General features: G+C 43.2%; 20 protein-coding genes. 7 read left to right on the top strand and 13 right to left on the bottom strand.

Annotated features, from left to right (window positions below):
- Positions 1–106 precede the first annotated feature (106 nt).
- Positions 107–403: a thioredoxin gene (gene trxA / locus DN068_RS10475; RefSeq protein ID WP_110998866.1), complete on the top strand. Its 297-nt coding sequence runs from the start codon at positions 107–109 to the stop codon at positions 401–403.
- Between the two features lie 158 nt (positions 404–561).
- Here the strand turns inward: trxA and DN068_RS10470 are convergent, their stop codons facing one another.
- Together DN068_RS10470 and DN068_RS10465 are read right to left on the bottom strand one after the other, a co-directional pair.
- Positions 562–1,725 (bottom strand): sigma-54-dependent transcriptional regulator, encoded by a 1,164-nt coding sequence (locus DN068_RS10470; protein ID WP_110998865.1) that lies wholly within the window; start codon positions 1,723–1,725, stop codon positions 562–564.
- A 90-nt stretch (positions 1,726–1,815) separates the two neighbouring features.
- Positions 1,816–2,577: a toxin-antitoxin system YwqK family antitoxin gene (locus DN068_RS10465; RefSeq protein WP_110998864.1), complete on the bottom strand. Its 762-nt coding sequence runs from the start codon at positions 2,575–2,577 to the stop codon at positions 1,816–1,818.
- Between the two features lie 148 nt (positions 2,578–2,725).
- On the opposite strand from DN068_RS10465, the gene DN068_RS10460 reads away from it, so the two are divergent.
- From DN068_RS10460 to DN068_RS10445, 4 genes are all read left to right on the top strand, one after another.
- Complete coding sequence (locus DN068_RS10460; RefSeq protein ID WP_110998863.1) at positions 2,726–3,442, top strand: pirin family protein; 717 nt, start codon at positions 2,726–2,728, stop codon at positions 3,440–3,442.
- Between the two features lie 29 nt (positions 3,443–3,471).
- The gene (locus tag DN068_RS10455) at positions 3,472–4,188 is read left to right on the top strand and encodes a DUF1003 domain-containing protein (RefSeq protein WP_110998862.1); all 717 of its coding nucleotides are present in this window, start codon (positions 3,472–3,474) and stop codon (positions 4,186–4,188) included.
- Between the two features lie 116 nt (positions 4,189–4,304).
- Positions 4,305–4,748, top strand: coding sequence for a (4Fe-4S)-binding protein (locus DN068_RS10450; protein ID WP_110998861.1), 444 nt, complete (start codon positions 4,305–4,307; stop codon positions 4,746–4,748).
- Positions 4,749–4,992: 244 nt separating this feature from the next.
- The gene (locus tag DN068_RS10445) at positions 4,993–5,634 is read left to right on the top strand and encodes an NUDIX hydrolase (protein ID WP_123985307.1); all 642 of its coding nucleotides are present in this window, start codon (positions 4,993–4,995) and stop codon (positions 5,632–5,634) included.
- Between the two features lie 187 nt (positions 5,635–5,821).
- On the opposite strand, the gene DN068_RS10440 is transcribed toward DN068_RS10445, so the two are convergent.
- The 4 genes from DN068_RS10440 to DN068_RS10425 form a co-directional block, all read right to left on the bottom strand.
- Positions 5,822–6,475 carry a sterol desaturase family protein gene (locus tag DN068_RS10440; protein WP_110998859.1) on the bottom strand — a complete coding sequence of 218 codons (654 nt, stop codon included), beginning with the start codon at positions 6,473–6,475 and terminating at the stop codon, positions 5,822–5,824.
- Between the two features lie 42 nt (positions 6,476–6,517).
- A complete protein-coding gene (locus tag DN068_RS10435) occupies positions 6,518–8,872 on the bottom strand; it encodes an efflux RND transporter permease subunit (protein WP_110998858.1) in 2,355 nt (784 codons plus the stop codon).
- Between the two features lie 45 nt (positions 8,873–8,917).
- Complete coding sequence (locus DN068_RS10430; RefSeq protein WP_110998857.1) at positions 8,918–9,268, bottom strand: hypothetical protein; 351 nt, start codon at positions 9,266–9,268, stop codon at positions 8,918–8,920.
- Between the two features lie 182 nt (positions 9,269–9,450).
- A complete protein-coding gene (locus DN068_RS10425) occupies positions 9,451–10,224 on the bottom strand; it encodes an amidohydrolase (protein WP_110998856.1) in 774 nt (257 codons plus the stop codon).
- 84 nt (positions 10,225–10,308) lie between these two features.
- Here DN068_RS10425 and DN068_RS10420 point away from each other — a divergent pair, with 84 nt between their 5' ends.
- Positions 10,309–11,037 (top strand): hypothetical protein, encoded by a 729-nt coding sequence (locus tag DN068_RS10420; protein WP_110998855.1) that lies wholly within the window; start codon positions 10,309–10,311, stop codon positions 11,035–11,037.
- 232 nt (positions 11,038–11,269) lie between these two features.
- On the opposite strand, the gene DN068_RS10415 is transcribed toward DN068_RS10420, so the two are convergent.
- Positions 11,270–12,922 carry an ArnT family glycosyltransferase gene (locus DN068_RS10415; protein WP_110998854.1) on the bottom strand — a complete coding sequence of 551 codons (1,653 nt, stop codon included), beginning with the start codon at positions 12,920–12,922 and terminating at the stop codon, positions 11,270–11,272.
- Between the two features lie 42 nt (positions 12,923–12,964).
- Here DN068_RS10415 and DN068_RS10410 point away from each other — a divergent pair, with 42 nt between their 5' ends.
- Positions 12,965–14,002, top strand: a complete 1,038-nt coding sequence (locus DN068_RS10410) for a dipeptide epimerase (protein WP_243630209.1) — start codon at positions 12,965–12,967, stop codon at positions 14,000–14,002.
- A 227-nt stretch (positions 14,003–14,229) separates the two neighbouring features.
- Here the strand turns inward: DN068_RS10410 and DN068_RS10405 are convergent, their stop codons facing one another.
- The 6 genes from DN068_RS10405 to DN068_RS10385 form a co-directional block, all read right to left on the bottom strand.
- A complete protein-coding gene (locus DN068_RS10405; RefSeq protein ID WP_110998853.1) occupies positions 14,230–15,111 on the bottom strand; it encodes a T9SS type A sorting domain-containing protein in 882 nt (293 codons plus the stop codon).
- Positions 15,105–15,824 (bottom strand): hypothetical protein, encoded by a 720-nt coding sequence (locus DN068_RS10400; protein WP_110998852.1) that lies wholly within the window; start codon positions 15,822–15,824, stop codon positions 15,105–15,107. The genes DN068_RS10405 and DN068_RS10400 overlap by 7 nt, the downstream gene beginning before the upstream one ends.
- A gap of 203 nt (positions 15,825–16,027) precedes the next feature.
- Positions 16,028–17,638: a T9SS type A sorting domain-containing protein gene (locus DN068_RS10395; RefSeq protein ID WP_110998851.1), complete on the bottom strand. Its 1,611-nt coding sequence runs from the start codon at positions 17,636–17,638 to the stop codon at positions 16,028–16,030.
- Positions 17,639–17,714: 76 nt separating this feature from the next.
- Positions 17,715–20,735 (bottom strand): T9SS type A sorting domain-containing protein, encoded by a 3,021-nt coding sequence (locus tag DN068_RS10390; protein ID WP_165836355.1) that lies wholly within the window; start codon positions 20,733–20,735, stop codon positions 17,715–17,717.
- 461 nt (positions 20,736–21,196) lie between these two features.
- Positions 21,197–21,538: a hypothetical protein gene (locus DN068_RS21960; RefSeq protein ID WP_123985306.1), complete on the bottom strand. Its 342-nt coding sequence runs from the start codon at positions 21,536–21,538 to the stop codon at positions 21,197–21,199.
- 38 nt (positions 21,539–21,576) lie between these two features.
- Positions 21,577–22,074 (bottom strand): hypothetical protein, encoded by a 498-nt coding sequence (locus tag DN068_RS10385; RefSeq protein WP_110998849.1) that lies wholly within the window; start codon positions 22,072–22,074, stop codon positions 21,577–21,579.
- Positions 22,075–22,394 lie beyond the last annotated feature (320 nt).

Here is a 22,394-nt window from a genome sequence, read left to right as displayed (position 1 = left end):
CTGAATAATTGACGTTTTAGTGTTTTATTAACAGTCAAAAATACGCTTTACTGACAGTTGTGTGTGACGGCACAGTTATTGAACTATTATATAAAAAGGTAAGATTATGGCTAGCTTTCAAGAAATAATACAATCAGACAAACCGGTGCTCGTCGATTTTTATGCAGACTGGTGTGGTCCTTGTAAAATGATGAAGCCGATACTGGAAGAGGTAAAAGGCGAAATGAAAGATGAATTGACGATTCTGAAAGTGGATGTAGATCGCAATCCGGATGCAGCCCAGTCATTAGGTATTCAGAGTATTCCTACACTTATATTGTTTAAAAACGGCAAGGTGCTTTGGCGTCAGGCCGGCGTAGTACCTGCAAAACAATTGCAGCAGATCGTGAAAGAACACGTGTAGATGGCTGATTGCTGATTTTTGCGAGTTGTGGGTGGGCTGTGCCGAGGGGCAAATGCGAGTGTACAATATTCATCATATACTTTAAATGAAAACGGGCTTGAAAAACTCAAGCCCGTTTCTGTTTATTTTAGATGAAATCACACATCGGCGATCTTGAACTATTTCATAATAATGTAGCTCTCTACATCGTTTTTGGAAATCTTTTTATCTGAAAGAATCACCAGTCGTTCTACTACGTTACGCAGCTCGCGAATGTTACCAGTCCAGTTGTATTCCTGTAACGCAGTGATTGCGTCTTTATCAATTGGCTTCACCGGCTGATTGTAGTCCTGGCTGATTTCATTCAGGAAGTGATCGATCAACATGGGTATATCAGCTCTGCGATTATTGAGTGACGGTACATGGATAAGAATAACACCCAGTCTGTGATATAAGTCGAGGCGGAATTTCTTAGCATTTACCTCTTCCATCAGATCTTTGTTTGTTGCCGCAATGACGCGCACATCTACTTTGATTTCTTTTTCGCCACCGACGCGAGTGATTTTCCCCTCCTGTAATGCCCGTAACACTTTCGCCTGTGCTTCCAGACTCATGTCGCCAATCTCGTCTAGAAACAATGTGCCGCCGCTTGCCTGTTCAAACTTGCCGATGCGTTGCTTGATTGCTGAAGTAAAAGAACCTTTTTCGTGACCAAAAAGCTCACTTTCAATTAATTCAGACGGTATTGCTGCGCAGTTTACTTCAATTAGCGGGCCGTTGCTACGGTTGCTTAGCTCATGAATACGACGGGCAACGAGTTCTTTACCAACACCATTTTCGCCGGTAATGAGTACGCGTGCATCAGTTGGTGCAACCTTCGCGATCGTTTCATTGATCTTGCTCATCCCTTCTGAAGTGCCGATCATTTCCAGACCTTTAGAGATGCGCTTGCGCAGATGTTTTGTTTCTGTTACAAGCGATTTCTTTTCCATTGCGTTACGGATCGTAATCAATAAGCGATTGAGATCCGGTGGTTTGGAAATATAGTCAAAAGCGCCTTTTTTCACCGCTTCGACTGCAGTTTCTATATTGCCGTGGCCGGAGATGAGAATAAAGGGCGTGTCGGGTTTAAATTCACGTACAACTTCCAATACCTCAAGGCCATCCATTTTGGGCATTTTGATGTCGCAAAGGATACAATCGTAATTGTTTTCCTTTATCTTTTTTGCACCTTCCATCCCGTCAGTAGCTTCTTCTATCACAAATCCCTCAAAACTAAGGATTTCAGACAGTGTGCTTCTGATTGCTTTTTCGTCGTCGATTACGAGTATTGTTTTTGCCATGCTAAATCTTATTCACTTAAATTTCTATAGACGACTTCGCAATAATTGTGCCTAAAATTTTATTTATCGGTAATGATAACGGACCGTTAACTATTTGCTGACTAATTCGCCTTTGTGATATTTTACCGTTTTAGGGTTTTTTCCGTCTTTGTCATATTCTTTCCACGCACCTTCTTTTTCGCCATTATCATACTTCCCTTCTGCTCTTAGCTGACCTGTCGGATAAAACTCGCGCCACATACCTGTCTGGATTCCCATTTTGTATTGACCCATTTCTGCTACTTCGCCTGTGTTATGAAATACGGTTGCATCTCCGTCTATCTGCCCGCTGCGATACATATAGTCTGCAGCTTTTTTGCCGTTTTCATAATACCAGATTGTTCTTCCGTCGCGCTGGTCGTTGTTGTAATTGCTTTCTTCTTGTTTGATGCCGCTGTTAAAAAAATGGACATAACTGCCGTGTTTTTTTCCGTCGGAATAATAAGCTTCTTCCATAAGCATCTGGCTTGGTGCATATAATCTGCGGGGGCCATTCAGCTCATCGTTTTTATAATTTTCAATCATGGAAGTAAAGCCTGTAGACGTGTATTCAATGGTTAATCCGTCACGTTTGCCTTCACGGTAGGTAACCATCGACATCGGAAAGCCATTATCGCGGTACATAGTGTATACGCCATCCAGTTTGCCATCGTGATAGTAGGCTTCGCTGATTACATGTTTTTGATCGCGAACCTGTACAAATTCCCATCCTCCTGCATCTTTCCTGCGAAGTGTATCTACTTTCGTTTGTGCATTTGCTTCAGAAAAGAGAAAAAGGGAACAGATAAAAAGACTGTTTTTTATAATAGACATCTTGCTCAAAATATTTCACCCCCAAATTACCATTTTATTGATTTTTTATAACCACATCTTTTCTATGCCATTTCGACCGCTTTTTTGTCAGGTGAACGCATCGGCATATTTGTTGTACTAAGCATAATAACCTTTAAGGGAATCAATTATGAGTCAGAATATTTTTCACGAAGCAACCACGCGCGGTCATGCGAGCCACGGCTGGTTAGATAGTTTTCACACATTCAGCTTTGCTGGTTATCACAATCCGGAGCGGGTACATTTTGGTGCGCTTCGCGTATTAAATGATGATACAGTAAGCGGTGGTGAAGGTTTTGGACGTCATCCGCATGATAATATGGAAATCATTTCGATTGTGCTGGATGGCGCATTGGAACACAAGGATTCTATGGGAAATACACAGGCAATGCCTGCTGGCGAAGTGCAGGTAATGAGCGCCGGAACGGGTGTAGCACACAGCGAGTACAACCACAACAAAGACCGGAAAGTCAAATTTCTTCAGATCTGGATATTCCCTGATGAACGCAATGTAACGCCACGCTACGACCAAAAGATGTTTGATGCTGCCGAGAGGAAAAATCAATTGCAGACGTTGGTCTCGCCTGTTCATAATGACGACAATGGTTTGAAAATTCATCAAAATGCATGGATTTACCGTACGGATCTGGATGCAGGAAAAGCGATTGACTTAACGCTGAAACGTCCTGAAAGCGGCCTTTATGCATTTCTGATAAATGGTAATGTAAAAATAAACGGTCAGGAAATGCGCACCAGAGATGGATTTGGTATTACAGATACTGACACGATTCATATTGAAGCATTAGGCGCCTCTGATTTGCTGCTGCTGGAAGTGCCGGTGAGGTAATTGATAGCCGGACTTTCGTATTTTTAGGTATGCAACGGAAATGCAGCATCAATGGGCAAATGTACCCGGACACGGAAGGCGTTATGTGGAATAGTCTGCGCCCGTCTTTACAACGGTTTCTAAAAAAAATGGAAGTTGACTGGAATGAAGACAGTTTTATCTCCTATCAGGCGTTCAACGATGTAATGAAAAAATACATTGCCAGTGTTGCGGCAGAAGAATTAAAGGAACATAAGCATCTGGAGGAAAAAGTGAAAAAGCAGATGAAGACGGATGAGACACTCAAGCCACTTCATGTTGTAAATCCAGATCATAGAAGAACACTGGGGGAACAGCTCGCAGACGCTATTGCCGCGTTTGGCGGAAGCTGGCCGTTTATTTCGATGTTTCTTATTTTTCTGGTCATATGGATGTTCTTCAATTCATTTATCCTGAAAAAAGCAGCCTTTGATCCTTATCCGTATATCTTGCTTAATCTGATCTTATCTTGTCTTGCGGCGATACAGGCGCCAATTATTATGATGAGCCAGAACCGGCAGGAAGATAAGGACAGGGAGCATGCCGAATACGATTTTAAGGTGAATATGAAGGCGGAAACGGAAATTCGTTTGTTGCACGATAAGCTGGATCATATTCTTTCGCATCAACATCAGCATATGATGGAAATGATGATGATTCAGATTGATTTTATTGAGCAGATTCAGAAGAAGGCGAACGGGAGTAATGGTAATGGGGTAAAAGGTTAATGTGGGCAATGTGATTGAATGTGAGGAATGTGTTTTTTATGCGATAATGAATGGGGAAATGTGATTAATGTGGGCGCTGTCCACTGTCAATTGAAAACTTTTGAAATAGTAATACGATGGACTTAAATAACATAGAAAAGCGATACAGCAATGATGATATAACGGTGATCTGGCAACCTGGTAAGTGTATTCATTCAACCATTTGCTGGCGTGGATTATCTACTGTTTTTGATCCGAGGAAAAAGCCTTGGGTTACTATTTCTGGTGCGGAAAGCGAAGCAATAATGAAACAAGTAGATCGCTGTCCGTCCGGTGCGCTGAGTTACATAATGAATGAAACAAAAGGGCAGGCAGAACATGTAGAGACAGAAGTGGATACTATCGTAGAAACAATGAAAAATGGCCCGCTGATGGTGTATGGGAATATTACCGTTCGCGATCACAAAGGTCATGAAGAAAAGAAAAACAGGGTGACTGCTTTTTGTCGTTGCGGACAATCGCACAACAAACCATTTTGCGACGGCAGTCATGTCCGTGTTGGTTTTAAGGATGATCTGTAAGCATCCTCTAACTCTTCTGAAGGAAGAGAATTCCCAACGCGAATAAATCCATATTACGCGGGACCCTTCCTACGTGCCAATGACACATTTAGGAAATGAGTTCAATTTCAAGGCTCTTAGTTTGGCAGCACAGTAGCAATAAAGCTCAATCAAGGGACCGTCTAAGCCACGGAGTGGAATAATTAGTCAGGGCAACAAACGAGTACAAATCAGGCATCAGTGATCAGAAAATCAGACATTAAAATTGACTTATTCAGAACAGATAGAACGATTAAAAAAACGCCTGCAGGAACCATTGCCGGGAAGAAGTTTCCAGGAATTAATGGCAGCGCGTGTATTGCCAATGCCGGATGAAATTCCTAAAAATGCGCGATCGAGTGGAGTATTGGCATTGTTGTTTCCCAAACAGGAGGAGTTGAATCTTTTGCTCATTGAACGAGCGATTGATGGTGGCAAGCACAGCGGGCAGGTAGCATTTCCCGGTGGCCGTTATGAACAAACAGATAAGGATCTTGAGGCAACGGCACTCCGCGAAACCAAAGAAGAGATTGGTATTGGCAGTGATACAATTGAAGTGCTGGGTGCGCTTTCCTGTTTGTATATTCCAGTAAGTAATTTCAACGTGTACCCATTCGTGGGCTTGAGTGCGCCACCAGCAACGTATATTTTGAGTGAGCGGGAAGTGGCTTCTGTCCTGGAAGTTCCGTTGGCTGAGTTATTTGCTCCTTCCGCTAAAATAAAAACAGAAGTGCGACCTTCGTCAAGGCCAGATCTGGTGCTTGAGGTGCCGGCGTATCAATTAGCGGGCAAGCCCATTATCTGGGGCGCTACAGCGATGATGTTGTCAGAGTTGGAGGCTGTGTGGAATGATGCGATAACGCGGTAATTTGGGTAATGTGATTAATGAAATTTGGGAATGCGATTAATGTGGGGAATGTGTTTTCTTTCGTGTAATGACACAAAAAATATTGGAAAGGAAAAGAGCAATCGGTGTTCCGATTGCTCTTTTCCTTTTATTGGTAACGTTGAAAAGCGTATTGATTACGTTCCTCACATTTTCACATTGCCACATCTTAAAACATTAGCTCCTTCGCTTTTTCTTTATCGTCTTTTTCGTTTTTGAGATCAAACATGGTGCCGAATATACGATCCCAGAGGGTGGAGCTAACGCCGAAGCCCATGTGGTCAGTTTTGTAGTGATGCAGATGGTGATTGCGCCAAAGTGCTTTCATCATTTTCGGCGGTGCAAATGCATGGATGGCGAAGTGCATGGAACCATACATCAGGTAGCCAAATAAAAAGCCCGGAAAAAAAGCAAGCGCGTTCCAGCCCATCGACAAGCGCATGATCATGAATATGATGGTAGCCACCACTAAACTTGGTACCGGCGGCATAAACAGACGTTCTTTGTCGCGCGGATATTCATGGTGCACGCCGTGCATGGTATATACGAATTTTTGCGCTTTCGGGCTTTCCACAATCATGTGAAAAAGCTTTCTGTGCATGATGTATTCAAATAAGGACCAGCTAAGAGCACCCAACGCAAATAACAAGATTTCCCAACCAATACTAAGTCCTTTGTAAGAAGCGCCGTAATACAGCATAAAGCCAATTACAGGAAGATAAATGCTATAGATAACAACGGGATGTGTTTTGGTCATCATCTCCATGTAATCACTCTTAAATAAGCGTGCCTGTCCTTTGTTCTTAATTTTTTCAAAATGCATAGTAGTCGGTCTTTCGGATACAATTAAAGATAATTAATCTTTTCATTTTTCCTCATCAGATTCCTCTTGCAGCCATTCCGGTGTTTTTGTCTTTTTTAAAATTTTATCCATCCACAACAGGAGCGCTGGTTGCAATGTGAGGTTGGTGATCATGGCAAGGAAAAGCGTTATAGAAGTCAGGTAACCCAGAGATTTTGTACCGTCGAATTTTGAAAGTGCGAACACACCAAAACCGGCAATGAGAATCAATGAGGTGTAAATAATGCTCAGGCCTGTATCATGAATGGTACGACGTACGGTAACGGCCACATCTTCTTCGTGACGGCTCAGCTCTTGTTTGAAATTCACCAGGAAACGGATCGTTACGTCAATGGTTATGCCCAGTGCCACACTAAATACCAGTACAGTTGATGGTTTGATTGGAATATTTGCCCAACCCATAATGCCGGCAGTGATCAGCAGCGGAACAATATTTACGACTACCGAGATCAACAAAATGCGCCAGGAACGGAACAGGAATATCATACAGCCGAAGATCATGATGAAGGCTAGGATCAAGCTGTCTCGAAGACTATTGATTATGAATTTGGAGCCTTCAAGGAACACAATGCTGGTACCGGTGTAAGTGATGTTATATTTCGTACTGTCGAATAATGCATTTGCTTTTGGACGAATGCTATCGAGTAACTGCGGCAGACGCACAGAACCAACGTCAGCCATGTTGATGCTGATGCGCGTTTTCTGACGCGTACTATCCATAAATGAATTAACCAGCTTACTCATCATACTTGATTTGTCGCCACCTTTCGCACGCAGATACGGCTGAATAAATGCGCCATCAAACATATTTGGAACGGCATAGTTGGTACTGTCACCATCATAATAAGCTTGTTTTGCAAATTTGATGCCATTTACAATAGACAGCGAATGTCCGATTTCTGGATACTGTTCCATATAGTTGATCAGCTCGTCCATCTTCTGCAGTACTGGCAGCGAAACCGCTCCGTTTTTACGTTTTGTATCTATGACAATCTCAAGCGGCATTACCCCCTTAAAATTCTTTTCAAAAAATTTCAGATCCTGGTACACCTTATCTGACTTCGGAAGATCATCTACGATATGGCCCACGTTTTTCAAACGCATCACGCCCATTACAGAAACAGCGCAAGCGACGATGGTGGCTAAATAAATCCAGAGTCTGTGGCTAAACACCCAAGAGGTGAGTACGTTCAGCAATTTGTGCATCCACGGGGAATCGAGGTAGCTGGTGTGCTTTCCTTTTGGTGCAGGCAGATAGCTAAATAAAGCTGGAATGAAAATGAGCGAAATAAAGAAGATTGCCATGATATTAAGTCCGGCAACGAGACCAAACTCTTTCAGCAAAGCACTTTTTGTAAAGAAGAATACGCCAAAACCGATAGCAGCCGTAAGGTTGGTAAACAAAGTCACAACACCCATACGCTCTACCATCAGCAACAATGATTTCGGTTTATTCTGATGATGATTGTATTCTGCGTGATATTTATTGAGGAAGTAAACACAGTTTGGAATACCGATAACTACGATCAATGGCGGAATCAATGCCGTTAGCAAAGTGATTTTATAACCAAGGAGTACAATAGTTGCCATTGACCAAACTACGCCCACAGCCACTACAAGCATCGAAGCCAGTACCGCAGTCAATGAACGGAAGAACAGCATCAGGATCACCGCGGTGAGCACGAATGATAAGATCAAGAACAACTTCATCTCAGACTGCACACTAGTGGCCATATTAGTCCGGATAAACGGAAGACCGGAATAATGCATTTCTACATTGTGCTTCTGTCCAAAAGCATCGCCGAGTTTTGTGATGCCGAATACTACATCAGTGCGGTGTTTGGAATTGAGCATTTGTTTATCGATGCTCACCGCCATTAAATAAGTATTGGTAGCTGGATTGTAGAGGAGGCCACGATAGAACGGAAGATTGTAAAAAACATTTTTAACGCTATCTACATTCGGAACGCTGCCGGGAGTAACTAGCTTTTCAGCCTTTAGCTGACCAGTAGCTGTATCTTTTACCAGGTTGATTGCATTAGGAACACTCAGGATATTGATAACGCCTTTTACCTTGGAAAGATCTTGCGAAAGCGCGGTATAATCATTGAAAAATCCCTGTTCGAAGAATTTATCGGTCTGCACGCCGACCACCATCATATTGCCATCCTCGCCAAACTGTTTCCTGAAATTCTGATATTCAATGTATTTAGGATTGTCGGTAGGAATTGCGTTGGTGAATTCATAACTAAGTTCCACCTTGCTGGCGAAGTAACCCATTACACCTGTTGCCACCAACAGAATCAGTAATAGAGCTACGCGAAACTTAATAACGAAGGTTGCTATTTTATGCCACATGATTTATAACGAAATATGGCGGCAAAAGTAACGAATAATGCCCACTTACTTCTGTAGCAGGTAATATTGATACGCGCCGTCGTAGTTAGGTTTGGGCAAAACCGTGCCATTAAAACTCACTGAAAGCATGATCTGGGGTTTGCAAGGATCGGCCAGATCGGTATAATATTGCCATTGCAAGGTATCCATGTCCTGTTTGTTCCAGTGCAGGAAAACCTGAAAGCAATCGGAACTGGCATATTGATCTGGATTGCCAAGTGAAGGAAACCAGAAGCAACAGGCATAGTAACCCTCGCCTGGAATCTTGTAAACAACATATTTTGAGGCTGCGTTGCTGCTGCCGCTGCAAGGTTGTGATGCTTTTATGGAGTCTGGATTGTAATAGCTGGTACTCATACTGTCCAATAATAAATCCTTTCCGGATTGTTTGTCGACTAGTCGGAAACGTAAATTGTCGACGGCCGGAATCATTGTCGGACAAGCATGGCTATCCTTTTTTGATTTGCATGAAGAAAGTGAAAAAAATAATATTAATGTAATAAGGATTGGGAACGTTGGCAGCCGCATTTTTGATCGAATTAATCTAGAAATAAAAACTTATCAGCATCGTTTAAGAAAGGAAAATGCTCCCGTGTATTTTGTACGACTTCCTTATCCACGATAAAAGAAAAGACAGTCGCTTCATGAGCTTCCTGCCAGATCAGTTCGCCGGTAGGACCAAAAACACTGCTATCGCCACTGTGGTAAATGCCATTGCCGTCTTCCCCGACCCTGTTTACCCCAATCACGTAACTGAGATTTTCAATAGCGCGTGCCTGCAGTAGCGTTTTCCAGGCAAGATTGCGGCGCTCCGGCCAGTTGGCCACATAAATGAGCACATCATATTCATCGCCCTGGTTGCGCGCCCAAACAGGAAATCGCAGGTCATAGCAAACCTGCAGACAGATGCGGATTCCTTTTACCTGTGCAATCAATCTTTTCTCGCCCGGACTGTAATGATCATTTTCTTTGGCATATCCGAAAAGATGGCGTTTGTCATAGATGCCGAAATTTCCATCAGGCTGCATCCAGATTAACCGGTTGTAATAATGTCCGTTTTCTTCAATGATAAGACTGCCTGTAATAATACAACGATGTTTTCGCGACATATTTTTCATCCAGGCTACTGTAGGGCCATCCATCGTTTCTGCTAACCGTTCTGGCGCCATACTAAATCCTGTGCTGAACATTTCCGGAAGGATGATTACTTCTTTCTTGGCAGCGATGCCTTCAATCGTTTTCTCGTACTCGGCCAGATTTGCGGCTTTGTCTTCCCAAATAATATTTGGCTGAATGAGACTTATATAGAGCATGGATGAACTTGAATTTTGAAATCTGGCATAGAAATTGCAACCAGAAAATTTGGTAAATTTATTTTATAATATAAACGAATGCATATGAAACCTCTATTGATCTTCGGCTGCCTTTTGCTTTCATTGAAAGCGTTTAGCGACGATAAAAATACGTCAATTAATATCACCGGAAATTGGAAGGAAGTAAAAGAGATGAATCTCAGCAAGCAGCCACTTGCCTTTACCGATACGATTGTAATGAAATTTACATCGCCAACTGAGTATGTCTGGAAAAAAGGGGATGGTCTCGGCATGCGTGGGTATTACACTGCAAACAAAAAAACAATTGATCTGGGCATGATTGCATTTGATGTACAACAGTATAATCATGACAGCATGACGCTGAAAACAGAAGATAAGATCTACAAATTTGTACGTTTTACAGAAGCGTCCCTGAAAGAGGATGACAGTAAGGCACAAGGCGGTGCGCGATTGCTGACGAAGGAAAACTACGCCGATGTTACGGACTTTAACGTGCTGAAAGGCCGCTGGCAGAATTATAAAAGAGAAGGCGCTGTGAAGGATGTAGATTACTCCCGAATCATAAAGATGATTGTAATTCCTGCCAATAGTCAGGACGGTAAAAAAGGTTTCGTGTACGCGGCAAATGACGCGGAAAGTGCCCCGTCATGGTTTATTGACAAGTTTGAAAACAGCACGATCTACTGCAAAGGGAAAGACGACCGTACGCTCAAAGTATTGAAATGTGACGGTACGGAGCTGATCTTTGACGATGGGGTGTATAAGTATTATTGCAAGAAGTTTGATAAGTAATGTGTGGTCCGTTGTGGATTTTCGTGAGCACTACAAACTTTGTGCCGCTGCGAGCGTCGTGAGATGCTTCGACTCCGCTCTGCATGACAGGAAAGGCTTTGCGCCGTTGTGATCGCCGTGAGATGCTTCGACTCCGCTCAGCATGATAAGAAAAGCTTTGCGTGAAACCTTTAAGATAGTATGGGCTGCCCATTAATTTTGGTCGCTCACAATTGACAACACACCACTCACACTAATTTATTTTTACCAGATAGTATGCTGAAGTCGCTTTATGTCTGCTGCTTTTGCCTAAGAAATCAGGTGTTAGTTCACTTACTTTAAACAGTTGTCCTTCTAGCGCAACACTGTATTGATAACCGCGCTGTTGTAGGTCTTTCAGTCCATCGTCTTGCGTGAGTATGTAATCACCGCTCTGAGCCGGCAGATAGCCGTTTTCAAAAATGCGGATTACTCTGCCTGCGTAAAAATGCAGTGAATTGAGCGGATCATGCACCCGGTAAGTCATGATTTTATCCTGCGGAATATCATGTTCCTGAATATAATTTCCTACCACAGTGCCTACCTGATAATGCAACAATGTGTAATAAAAATGATGCGTAAGGAAAATATTCACCAGCATAATTGATGCAGTGGTGGCGTATAATATTTTGCCCTGCAACTGCTTTTTTAGTGCGATATACAGCCAGATACCCACGCTGATCACCCAGGCCGCAATGCCGATCCATCCCGCAGGGAACGTAACCGTGAGAATCAAGAGCACGCCTACCCAAAGCAGGGCGCCAACCACAAACATGAATGTGCGCATTACTTTGTATAGCTTTTGATATTTCCCTAAAGCCAGAAAATCGCGCAGCAACTTAGCCGTCATAATCGCGGCCAGCGGAAACGCCACGAAAATATAGTGTGGCAGCTGGTAGTGCGACATTCCCAATGCGAGATAAGCCAGAATAAAACCTCCGGTAGTAATAAATTCCTGATCGGGGCGGAGGCGGAATTTTTGCAGGATCAGTTCGCGGACATTGACAAACAATGCCGGCAGAAACAGGAAAATCCACGGGAGGAATGACCAGAGCATATTCACCAGCAGAAATGAAATATCGGCGCCGTTTTCCCAGGTATTTTCACCGGTGATACGACCAAAGCTTTGTGTCCAGAAGAAGAAACGCAGACCACTGGTTCCTTGTTTTCCATCAATCCATTTCTCCGGATGAATATCATATTGCTGGTACAAGCCAATACACATCGGTATCAGAAAGAGCCCGATCAATACAATGTCGATAATATGACGAGGGTTAAAAATGTTTTTCCATTGACGTTTAATCACCCATTCACTACCAAAACAGAACAGTGGCACCATCAGCGCAATCGGCCCTTTCGTCATCATGCCGCAGGCGATGCTGAGCGTGCCGCCGAGCACATAATACCATTTTCGTTGGTCGGTCGCTTCTTTGATCATCCATACCGCGGTGATCACCCAGCTCATGAGAATTGTATCGCAGCGCACATCATTCGTCATCAGAAACATGCCCTGACAACAGCCGAGAATGAGCGCAGCCATCCGTCCGGTATTTTCATCATATAGCTTCTTGGCCAGCTTGTATGTAGCAAACATGGCCCAGAGCGCAAATAATATAGAAGGCAGCCGATAGCCAAAATTCGTAGCGCCGAAAAATTTCATGCTCAGCGAACTTACCCAAAATAAGAAAGGCGGCTTGTCGAGATAATTGGCACCGCGATCATATATATGCAGGTAATCGCCGCTATGCATCATTTCTCTGCTGATTTCAGAATACTGCGCGGCATCGATGTCCATGATATCAACACGAACGGCAGAGAACAGCAATATGGCTAAGAGTACGAATACCCAGGCTGGGACTTTTGGCATAATGAAATTTTCCAGTAGCAAAAATAGTTGCAATTTTAACGTATGCTGCAATTAAAATCATATTCGTTTGATCTGGAATTTGAATACCCTTTCACGATAGCCAAAGGCACTAAAACACATCAGCCCACATTAATCGTTTCGCTTGGTGTTGGGCCCCGGCTGGTTGGTTTCGGCGAAGCCACCGCGATTAGTTATTATAATGTGACCGTGGAGCATATGCAGGCGGTGCTGGATGAAAAACGTGGTATGATAGAGCGCTATGCACTTACCGACCCGATGCGTTTCTGGCATTTTCTGCATCATCTTATTCCGGGAGAAAACTTTTTGATTGCGGCGCTGGATATTGCCGGCTGGGATCTTTTTGCGCAAATCAGAAGAATGCCGTTGTACCGTTTGCTGCAGATGAATTTTACCAAACTGCCGGTTACCGACTATACATTAGGCATCGATACGCCGGAGAAAATGGTGGCCAAAATGCAGGCACATCCCTGGCCGATGTATAAAATAAAGATCGGCAAGGCCGATGATATTGACCTGATACGTACGTTGCGGGGGCATACCGAAGCGCCGTTCCGGGTAGATGCGAATGAGGCGCTGGCATTTGATGATGCAAAGAAATTACTGCCCGAATTAAAGGAACTAGGTGTAACGTTTTTGGAACAGCCGCTGGCGAAAACAGAATGGGACGCCATGAAGGAATTGAAACAACTGTCGTCTATCCCGTTATTTGCAGATGAAAGTTGTGTGGAAGAACACGATGTAGCGAAATGTGTGGATGCGTTTCATGGTATCAATATTAAGCTGACCAAATGCGGCGGCATTACACCAGCTATCCGTATGATTGGTGAAGCACGCAAGACCGGCCTTAAAGTAATGATGGGCTCAATGAATGAAAGTACGATCGGCGCAGCGGCAGTAGCGAACATGGCACCCGTACTGGATGAAATGGATATTGATGGTCCGTTATTGCTCAAGGAAAACGTAGCGGAAGGACTTACTTATGATAACGGTGTGGTAAAGATCAGTGGACGGGAAGGTTTGGGGATCAGGTTTTGGGGCGAGAAGAAATTGAGTCGCTGAAAGCCTACTCTAACTCCTCCAAAGGAGGAGAACTTCCAGCGGTAGGTCTATTTTTTCGCGGGATTTCTCCTTCGTCGAAATGACATTTAACTCAATTGACAGTGACTCGCATTGGATTTTATCAGGTTTGGCATCCTGATGAAAGAAGGATCCCGCGGTGACATGAACTAATTAGCTGTCATTCTCTTTTGATTGTCGGTGGCACTTACCATTTACCATTCACGACACTATTGCTTCACCAATTTCCCTTGCTGCAAATAGCCCTCAATACCTATAATTCTGTAAAGGAAGATGCCGGGGGGAAATGATTGCAGTGAAATTTCTGAATGGCCTTTTGGTAAAGTTTGGTGTAGTAAAATTTTGCCGGTGATATCTGTGAGTTGTATTGTTGCAGTAGATGTAAGCGGACTATTGATCTGCAAAATATCATTGACGGGATTCGGATATAATGTAACGTCCTGACTGTTTTTTATGATATTGGAAACCGCCAGCGGCCAGCATTGCGGGTCATCAGGGCCACTGCAGCCATTGCTGTCTACTTTGATAATCCAACCTTGTTGTACAGGGTCACCAAATGTATTTCTATAATCGGTGGCCTGACCCACCATAACAAAACCGCCATCTGGTGTAGGCTTCATGTCGTAAATGCCATAAGAAAAAAATGAATCAGATTGTGGTGTATGGTATGTATGTTGCCATAAGATATTACCATTAGCATCCATTTTTATAAGTGAGCCGTTGGCAATGCCTGCAGTGTCTGTCCCTGCTAGCCAAACCGGCCCCACAATGTTTCCAGCCATTGCTATATCACCGTTCGGTAGTTCTTTTAAAATATTTTGATCGTTTGCATTAGAGGTCAAGTTCATGAGGCCGATAGCGTGGTTCCATACCACATGTTGGTTGCCATCTATCTTTTCCACCCATCCCTTAAAGGAAAGGGTGGAAGAGGTTAAGTCTGGATTGATATCCTCTCTTCCTGCGCCACTACCGCAGTACACATAGCCTCCGTCTTGTGTTCGGATAATATCGTTAGCAGCTCCGGTTAGTTTCCCATATGCACTTGTATATTCCCAAAGTTTATTGCCCGAAGTATCAGTTTTGATTAGCAAGCATAGGAACTAAAATTTTGGTAAATCAATGGAATATTACTACGCGTGCCAGCCAAAATATAACCACCATCTTTATCTACTAAAATTTTGGTTGCTGCATCGCTGACGTTGCTTCCATATTGTTTGTTCCACAACAGATGAAAGCCGCTGTCTAGTTTCATAAGATTCATCTGGTTGTGGCCACCGTTGCAAGAAATAGTAGACAGCAGTAGCCAGTTGCCATTGCTGTCCGGCTTAAAATCTACGGCATTAAAAAAAACTGCGCAGCTAACCGGTAAGTTATATTCTGTTTGCCAAAGTACCTTTCCGGAGCTGTCAAAAAGAAACAGATTTGAGTGAAGGTTATAAGCAGAATATGCAGTGTCTTTACTTCCTGTCATTAATAAAAAATGGCCACCTGGCATTGGTTTTAAGTTATTGCTCCAGCCATCAAGATTAAATTTATCGTCTCGCTGGTAGATCGTATCTTTTAATTTATCGCCATTGCCATTGAAAATTGTAAACTTGATACCCCATTTATTTGCTCCTTGTCCATTTCCTAAATAGTTGCTACTGTCCCATGCAATGCCAGTGCAGTAGTAATTTCCGTTATAAGGGACTACAGAAGTTAATATTGTGGCAAATGAGTGAAATGGATCACGTATATTAAAGTATTGTCCGTACGCAGTAAATACTGTTAATAAAACCGCTACCAGTAGTGTGCTTTTTCTCATAAGCGATTATTGAAACAGATGGGACGAATGTCATATCCGTTCCCATCTGTTGTTTTAAAATTAAGCAAATAGACTATTGCTTATTAATCTTGCCCTGCATCATAACGGCCTCCTCTAGCTCCTCCGAAGGAGGAGGACTACCAGCGCGAGTGTTCAGCTTTATAATATGAACATTTACCACTTGTCATTCACCATTCACGACACTATTGTTTCACCAATTTCCCTTGCTGCAAATAACCATCAATACCTATAATTCTGTAAAGGAAGATGCTGGGTGGAAATGATTGCAGTGAAATTTCTGAATGGCCTTTTGGTAAAGTTTGTTGTAGTAAAATTTTGCCGGTGATATCTGTGAGTTGTATTGTTGCAGTAGATGTAAGCGGACTATTGATCTGCAAAATATCATTGACGGGATTAGGATATAATGTAACGTCCTGACAGTTTTTTATAGTATTAGAAACCGCCAGCGGCCAGCATTGCGGATCATTAGGACCACTGCAGCCATTGCTGTCTACTTTGATAATCCAGCCTTGTTGAGTGGGGCTGCCGTAGATGCTTCGATAATCATTTGCTTGACCCACCATAATGAAACCACCGTCTGGTGTAGGCTTCATATCGTAGATGGCAAAATAAAAAAAAGTATCAGTTTGCGGCGTTTGGTATTTGTGCTGCCATAAAACATTACCATTGGCGTCCATTTTTATTAGAGAGCCATTGGCTACACCTGCTGTATCGGCACCTGCTAACCAAATAGGAGCGATGATCGTGCCTGCTATCATGATATCTTTATTAGGTAGCTCACGCAACACATTTTGGTCGTTTGTGCCTGCATTTGTATTCATGAAACCGAATACATGATTCCAAAGTACGTGCCGATTGCTATCCATTTTTTCTACCCAACCACGCCACATTACTTGGGATGATGAGCCATCGGCGGAAAGGTATTCATATCCGTTACCTGTGCCACAATATAGGTATCCCCCGTCTTGTGTACGGATTATATCATTAGCTGCTCCAGTTAGTTGTCCATAAGCACTCGTATATTCCCAGAGTTTATTTCCTCCTGTATCGGTTTTTATTAGTAAGGCATGGGCGGTAAAGTTTTTGGAAATTAAGGGTACATCATTTCTTGCTCCAGCCAAAATATAGCCGCCGTCTTTATCTACTAAAATTTTGGTTGCGACATCGCTGATATTACTTCCATATTGTTTGTTCCACAACAAATGAAATCCGCTGTCTAGTTTCATAAGATTCATCTGGTTGTGGCCACCGTTGCAGGATATTGTAGATAGCAGCAGCCAGTTGCCATTGCTATCCGGCTTAAAATCTACGGCATTAAAAAACACTGCGCAGCTAACCGGTAAGTTATATTCTGTTTGCCACAGTACGTGGCCTAAACTATCAAAAACAAATAAGTTAGAATGAAAATCGTAAGGAGTGTAATTAGCGCCTGTGGCTGTGTCCTGGCTTTCGGTCATTAGCAAGAAACGACCACCGGGCATTGGCTTCAGATTGTTACTCCAGCTATCAAAACTGAATTTGTCATTGCGCTGATAAATAGTGTCTTTTAGTTTATTGCCATAGTTATCGAAAATAGCAAATTTGATACCCCATCTGTTCCATGTCTGATTATTGCCAAAAGTATTCATGCTATCTAATGCAATACCTGTACAATAGTACTTATCATGATAAGGCACTACAGATGTAACAATGGTAGCGACGGAATGAAACGGATCGCGTACGTTAAAGTACTGCGCGTACATATTTGTAGCACTTATCAGCAGTATTAACAATGCCAGAAAAAATCTTTTCATTACCCTGTATTGAAAGAAACGAGTGCGAACGGATAAATGTTCGCCACTCGCTTCTAAAGTTAAAAATAAAACCTGCTTATTGTTTGGTGATTTTGCCTTGCATCATCGTCTTGCCGTTTTCCAGTACACGGTATTGATACAGGCCAGCGGCAAGTCCTTGTAGAGACACCTGCTGATTGCAACCAATGAGTTCAGCACTACGTACTGTTTTACCATCAACAGTCATAAGTTCAAATACTGGAGCATCTGTTCCTACAGCTGTGTATTGTACCATTAGCATATCTGTAGCAGGGTTAGGGTACACGGTATTGACATCTGCTGTTGCTTCTACGGTACGATATGGTGTCACAACCAAGTCGGGATTGCTCGCCTGGTCAGGGTATAGCACTGTATTCTGTATTACGCGGCCATCGTATTTCTGCAGCCAGCTTTGCGCGCGTAATTTTGGCCACATCGCAGAATTAGCAGCAACGGTTTGCAATAGGTCTATATCTGCTTTTTCAAGCTGGGTAGAGGACTGCCCATTTTGCACCTGGCGAATTCGGAGGTCTAACAGTTGACGTCCGAAGGTACTGAATTCATTGGCTTCTTGACCTTGCAAGCCATATTTAGTAACAATCTGGTTATACAGATTATTGGCTTCTTCCCACTGGCCTGTTTCTATCATCAGATCAGCAGTTGTCAGGTCGGCATGCGGGTCGCTCCATTGCGCCAGGGTTGCTCTCAGATTGGTTAGGTCCAGTTGGCCCTTATCGTTGAACTGGTAGAACTGAAGGTTGCGGATCGTCCGGTCCAGCGGACTAAACTGCCCATTGTCTGAGCTAACTGTTCCGCTTGGAATAATATCTTCAGGACAGGTATTGCCATTATTACTCACGTAGGTTCTGGAAACCCCACCTGAGTATGTGGTTGGTATGCCACCATTCGCATAATAATATTTAATAGCACCAACCTCAGTAGCCGGATTATAAATATCCCAGCCACCTGATGTATGAGAAAATGTATTGCCAGCGGCAAAATTAATTGCACCTTGATTCGGCGCCATACCGTCTGTTGCTGTATTGCTGCCTCTAGCGGCGATGTCATTGGTATTGCCACTGTTCTGGTTACAAAGAAATTGAAGTCCATGCGGGTTGTTTACGTTATTGTTCGTATTCGCATAGTTACTCAAACTCGCCGTACCCAGTCCCGTATAATTATTCCGCTTAATGACATTGTCACCACTGCCCGTAGCCCAGGCTAATGCACCAATATTATAAGCGTTGCCAAAACCCATACCCTGCATTTTGTTTTCAGATACATGGTAGCCACTGCCGCCAAATACTTCTACACCGCAGGCATTGGTATGCGGGCCTGCTGATCCCTGAGGAATGTAGAATTGGTTGTACTGAATCATAGGCGCTGTGATGTTTTGTGCCAGCACGCCAATTTTGTTATTGTTGAAGCTGGCGTTTGTTACACGCATAAGGGTATACATTGGGTTGGTCTGCCCGATAGAAATGGCGTTGTTCAGGTTGTTGAAAGAGCAGGGTGTATGCGCACCTGGCACTCCTGTATATTCGTGTACAATCACACCAAAGTCTACCCCTTCAATACCATTGGCCAGCTGCCAGCTGGTGTTAGGCGCTGTAAAAGAACATCCGGAGATATCCAGTCCGCGTACTTCCTGTCCGTAAATAAATCCACCAAAGTTGCCCTGGTCTACCGTGAAGTCGCAGTTACTAAAGGTGCCGGCATAGGAGTCGTAAAGCCCTGATTGAGGACTATACAGGTACGGCATAAAGCGGGCTGAATGCTCGTTGTTGTAGAAATGGGAATTGTAGGCATAAAGTATACCGCCGTTTTTGTGCACAGGATCGGCAGGGTCACCATTGCGGAATGCTTCCGTTGCATAGGAAATGGTACTGTTGTACAACCGTACACGCCCCTGTAGATAAGAGAAGAGCGGATAGTGGTTGCCTGCCTGGTCGTAATTGTTGTTACCCACTGCTACTATACCTTTCCAGTTACTTTGTGGTGCATCACAAGGTGCAAAGGCCGTTAATGTGGTGCCCTCAAGATTCAGGTAACCGCCACGCTGTGTTGGGTCGCCTGCTGCGTCTATCCACACATCTGCATCAGGGCCGAATTCAATATTCATATTGCCGATGTTGAGCGTAGCCCCGGCCGGTATATACAGACGATGCTCGATGCGCAGTGTATTGCCGGCGCCATAGGCTGGGTTGTGTTGCGGATCCCAGGTTTCATTGCCCTGCACTGTGTAGTCATAGTAGTGATAGGCCGCAGATGGCGAGTTAACAGTGCCTCCAGACGAATTATTATTGAAAATAATCGGAGCAGAAAATGTGAAATCCCGGATGCCATCATTGTAGTGAATGTTAAGCGGAAGCGATGGGTTCCCGGCATTAAGATAAGGCAACAGATCATTGTACGTAATGTAATGGTCTACCGGATTGGCAGCAGTGGCAGGATCAAAGGTACTACCTATCAAATCCGTTACTCCGTGTAGCAAAGGACCAAAAGTTTGTGATTCCATAATGATCTCCTTTTGTTCCCGACCAATGCAAAAACCTTGGCCATTTACATACCAGTTTGCTTTGGGTAAATTGGACATGAAATCGTTTACGGAATTTGGAGAGGTCTGGATGTTAAAGTGGTAGTCCTGGTGCGCATTAATAAAATCATTCAGGCAGATAGAAGGCGCTTCCACCCAAACTTTATCAATGTGTTTTACCACGTTAAAATCGATGAATATTTCAGGAACCCAGCTCACATCAAAATAATCAAACCGAATTCTAAAATTTCCTGTGCCCAAACTGCTCATCGGAATTCTTATTTGTGGGTAGTAAGGTGGTGTTCCCAAGAAAAAATCAGGCCTTACCAGACTATCGACCTGGCCCGGCCTTACCAGCCACATTTGGTATTCTCTTTGTGATATCACATAATAATTTAAAGAACCAGAAAAATCCCAGTCAATATTTAAAGTGTCATCTTCATAGAGATTAAAGACGAAGGTTTTTGCGCAGGCATTTACACTTGGGTCATTATTACAATTAAGCGTCTCTGAATAACCATCAAAGGAACGACTGATGGTCATTATCTCAGTCGTGGAAACCGATCCGCTATTTTGAGCCTTTAAATGATTTGGGGTGGATAAATACAATAGCATTAGTCCGGCGGCTTTAAGTAACCGCGATAGTTTTGAATGTGTGTATTTCATAATTTTTAAAAAGGGTATTAATGCAGGAACAAGAGCACCTGCCATTGTTAAAAATGGTTGTTTGGGAGGAACGGCGTTTTGCTTCGCGACTGCAAAATGCCAAGGGCTTCAAAAAATTGGAATCTGCTTACGATCAATAAAGAAATGACAGGATAAATAGGATGATTATGCGTAGCTATCACATTGAAGACTAAAGGTATGGGAGTGATTAATTGAAAAACCGGGTTATTAGACGGTATTTTTTTACTGATGAAAAACGGAAATCGTCTCCCAACATTTTGTGATAAGTAACTGAAGATGAGCCATATTGGCCTGGTTTGGATAAATGTAAAAATAGTTTATATCATGGTCTCGGAATGGCTGATTTTTGACGCCGGATTTTCAGTCAAAAAAATAAGCGCCTGGGCAGTGCTTAATCTCTTTTTCCTGCTTTGAGCAGCAATTTGCAGCTCTGAGCTAGCTTTTTGTACCTCAAAGCTGCAATGTTCCTGCCTGGAGGTACCTTTTTCTAGCTCCGAGGTGCAATGTTTCAGCTTTGAGCTAGCTTTTGCTACCTCAGGGGTGCAATGTTCCTGCTCTGAGGTACCTTTTTTCTGCTTTGAGGTGCAATGTTTCAGCTTTAAGCTAGCTTTTTCTAGCTCAGAGCTGTAATTAGCGAGGGGAATAAAAAATCCCGGCACAAGGGCCGGGATTGTAAGTCTGTTTCTAATAGTTTCAGTTATGAGTTAGCGCTTTCGTCTGTGTTTGCTACCGCTTTTTTGCCGCGGCCGGGAAAACGTTTGCTCATTTCTTCATAAATGGCCTGGCTGCCGGCAGAATTACTGCGGCTGGCGGCTTTTACTGAATTGTAAAAAATCAGAGAAGCTTCGTAAGCTTCACCGCCCGCCACCATCATCGCGTCTTCTACTGAGCGTGTAAGTGCTGTAAGTTTCTGGTAGATATGGAACAGATCGCGGGTGAGTGTCAGGTCTTTTTCTGCTTCTGCAATATCTACGAATTGTGGTACTAATGCCGGATTTTGGCGAGCGTACTCGAGTGACTTATCTACAAAAGCCAGTGTTTTGTCACCCATTTTCAGCATGCCGGCACGCTGGTCTGGTGTGAGATTAAAGATCAGCATGTCTTTCAGAGCGGTGGCTACTGTGTTCAGTCCGTTGTCGACAGCGCTCTTTGTTTCGTTTGAAATAGCGGCAGAAATTTGATTTGATTGTGCCATAAATAAATAGATTTTAATCTGTCAAATCAAAAACCGCTCCGAAATCGAAGCATAGCGTGATATTTATTAAAATAAAAACGTCATTTTTTTATTGATAATGCATATGCCCCATCTCTAAAGATTGTTACAGCGCGATTTTTTTGGGGTCGTAAATACGTTATTGTAGAACTACGTAAATTTTATCGTTTGACATTTTACTTTTTACCTTGATGATTCAATGTCGTTTTCCTAAACTCATTTGGATAAACACAACGCGAAATCAGATTCCCACGTCGTACCTCCTCGGAATGACCTGCGAGGTTTGTGACCCATCCCGAGAA

This window comes from Taibaiella soli, from assembly GCF_003236175.1.
In the GTDB taxonomy this organism is placed as follows: Bacteria; Bacteroidota; Bacteroidia; order Chitinophagales; family Chitinophagaceae; genus QKTW01.
Note: the sequence above shows the minus strand (reverse complement) of the source record. Positions and strands in the feature narration are given on the sequence as shown.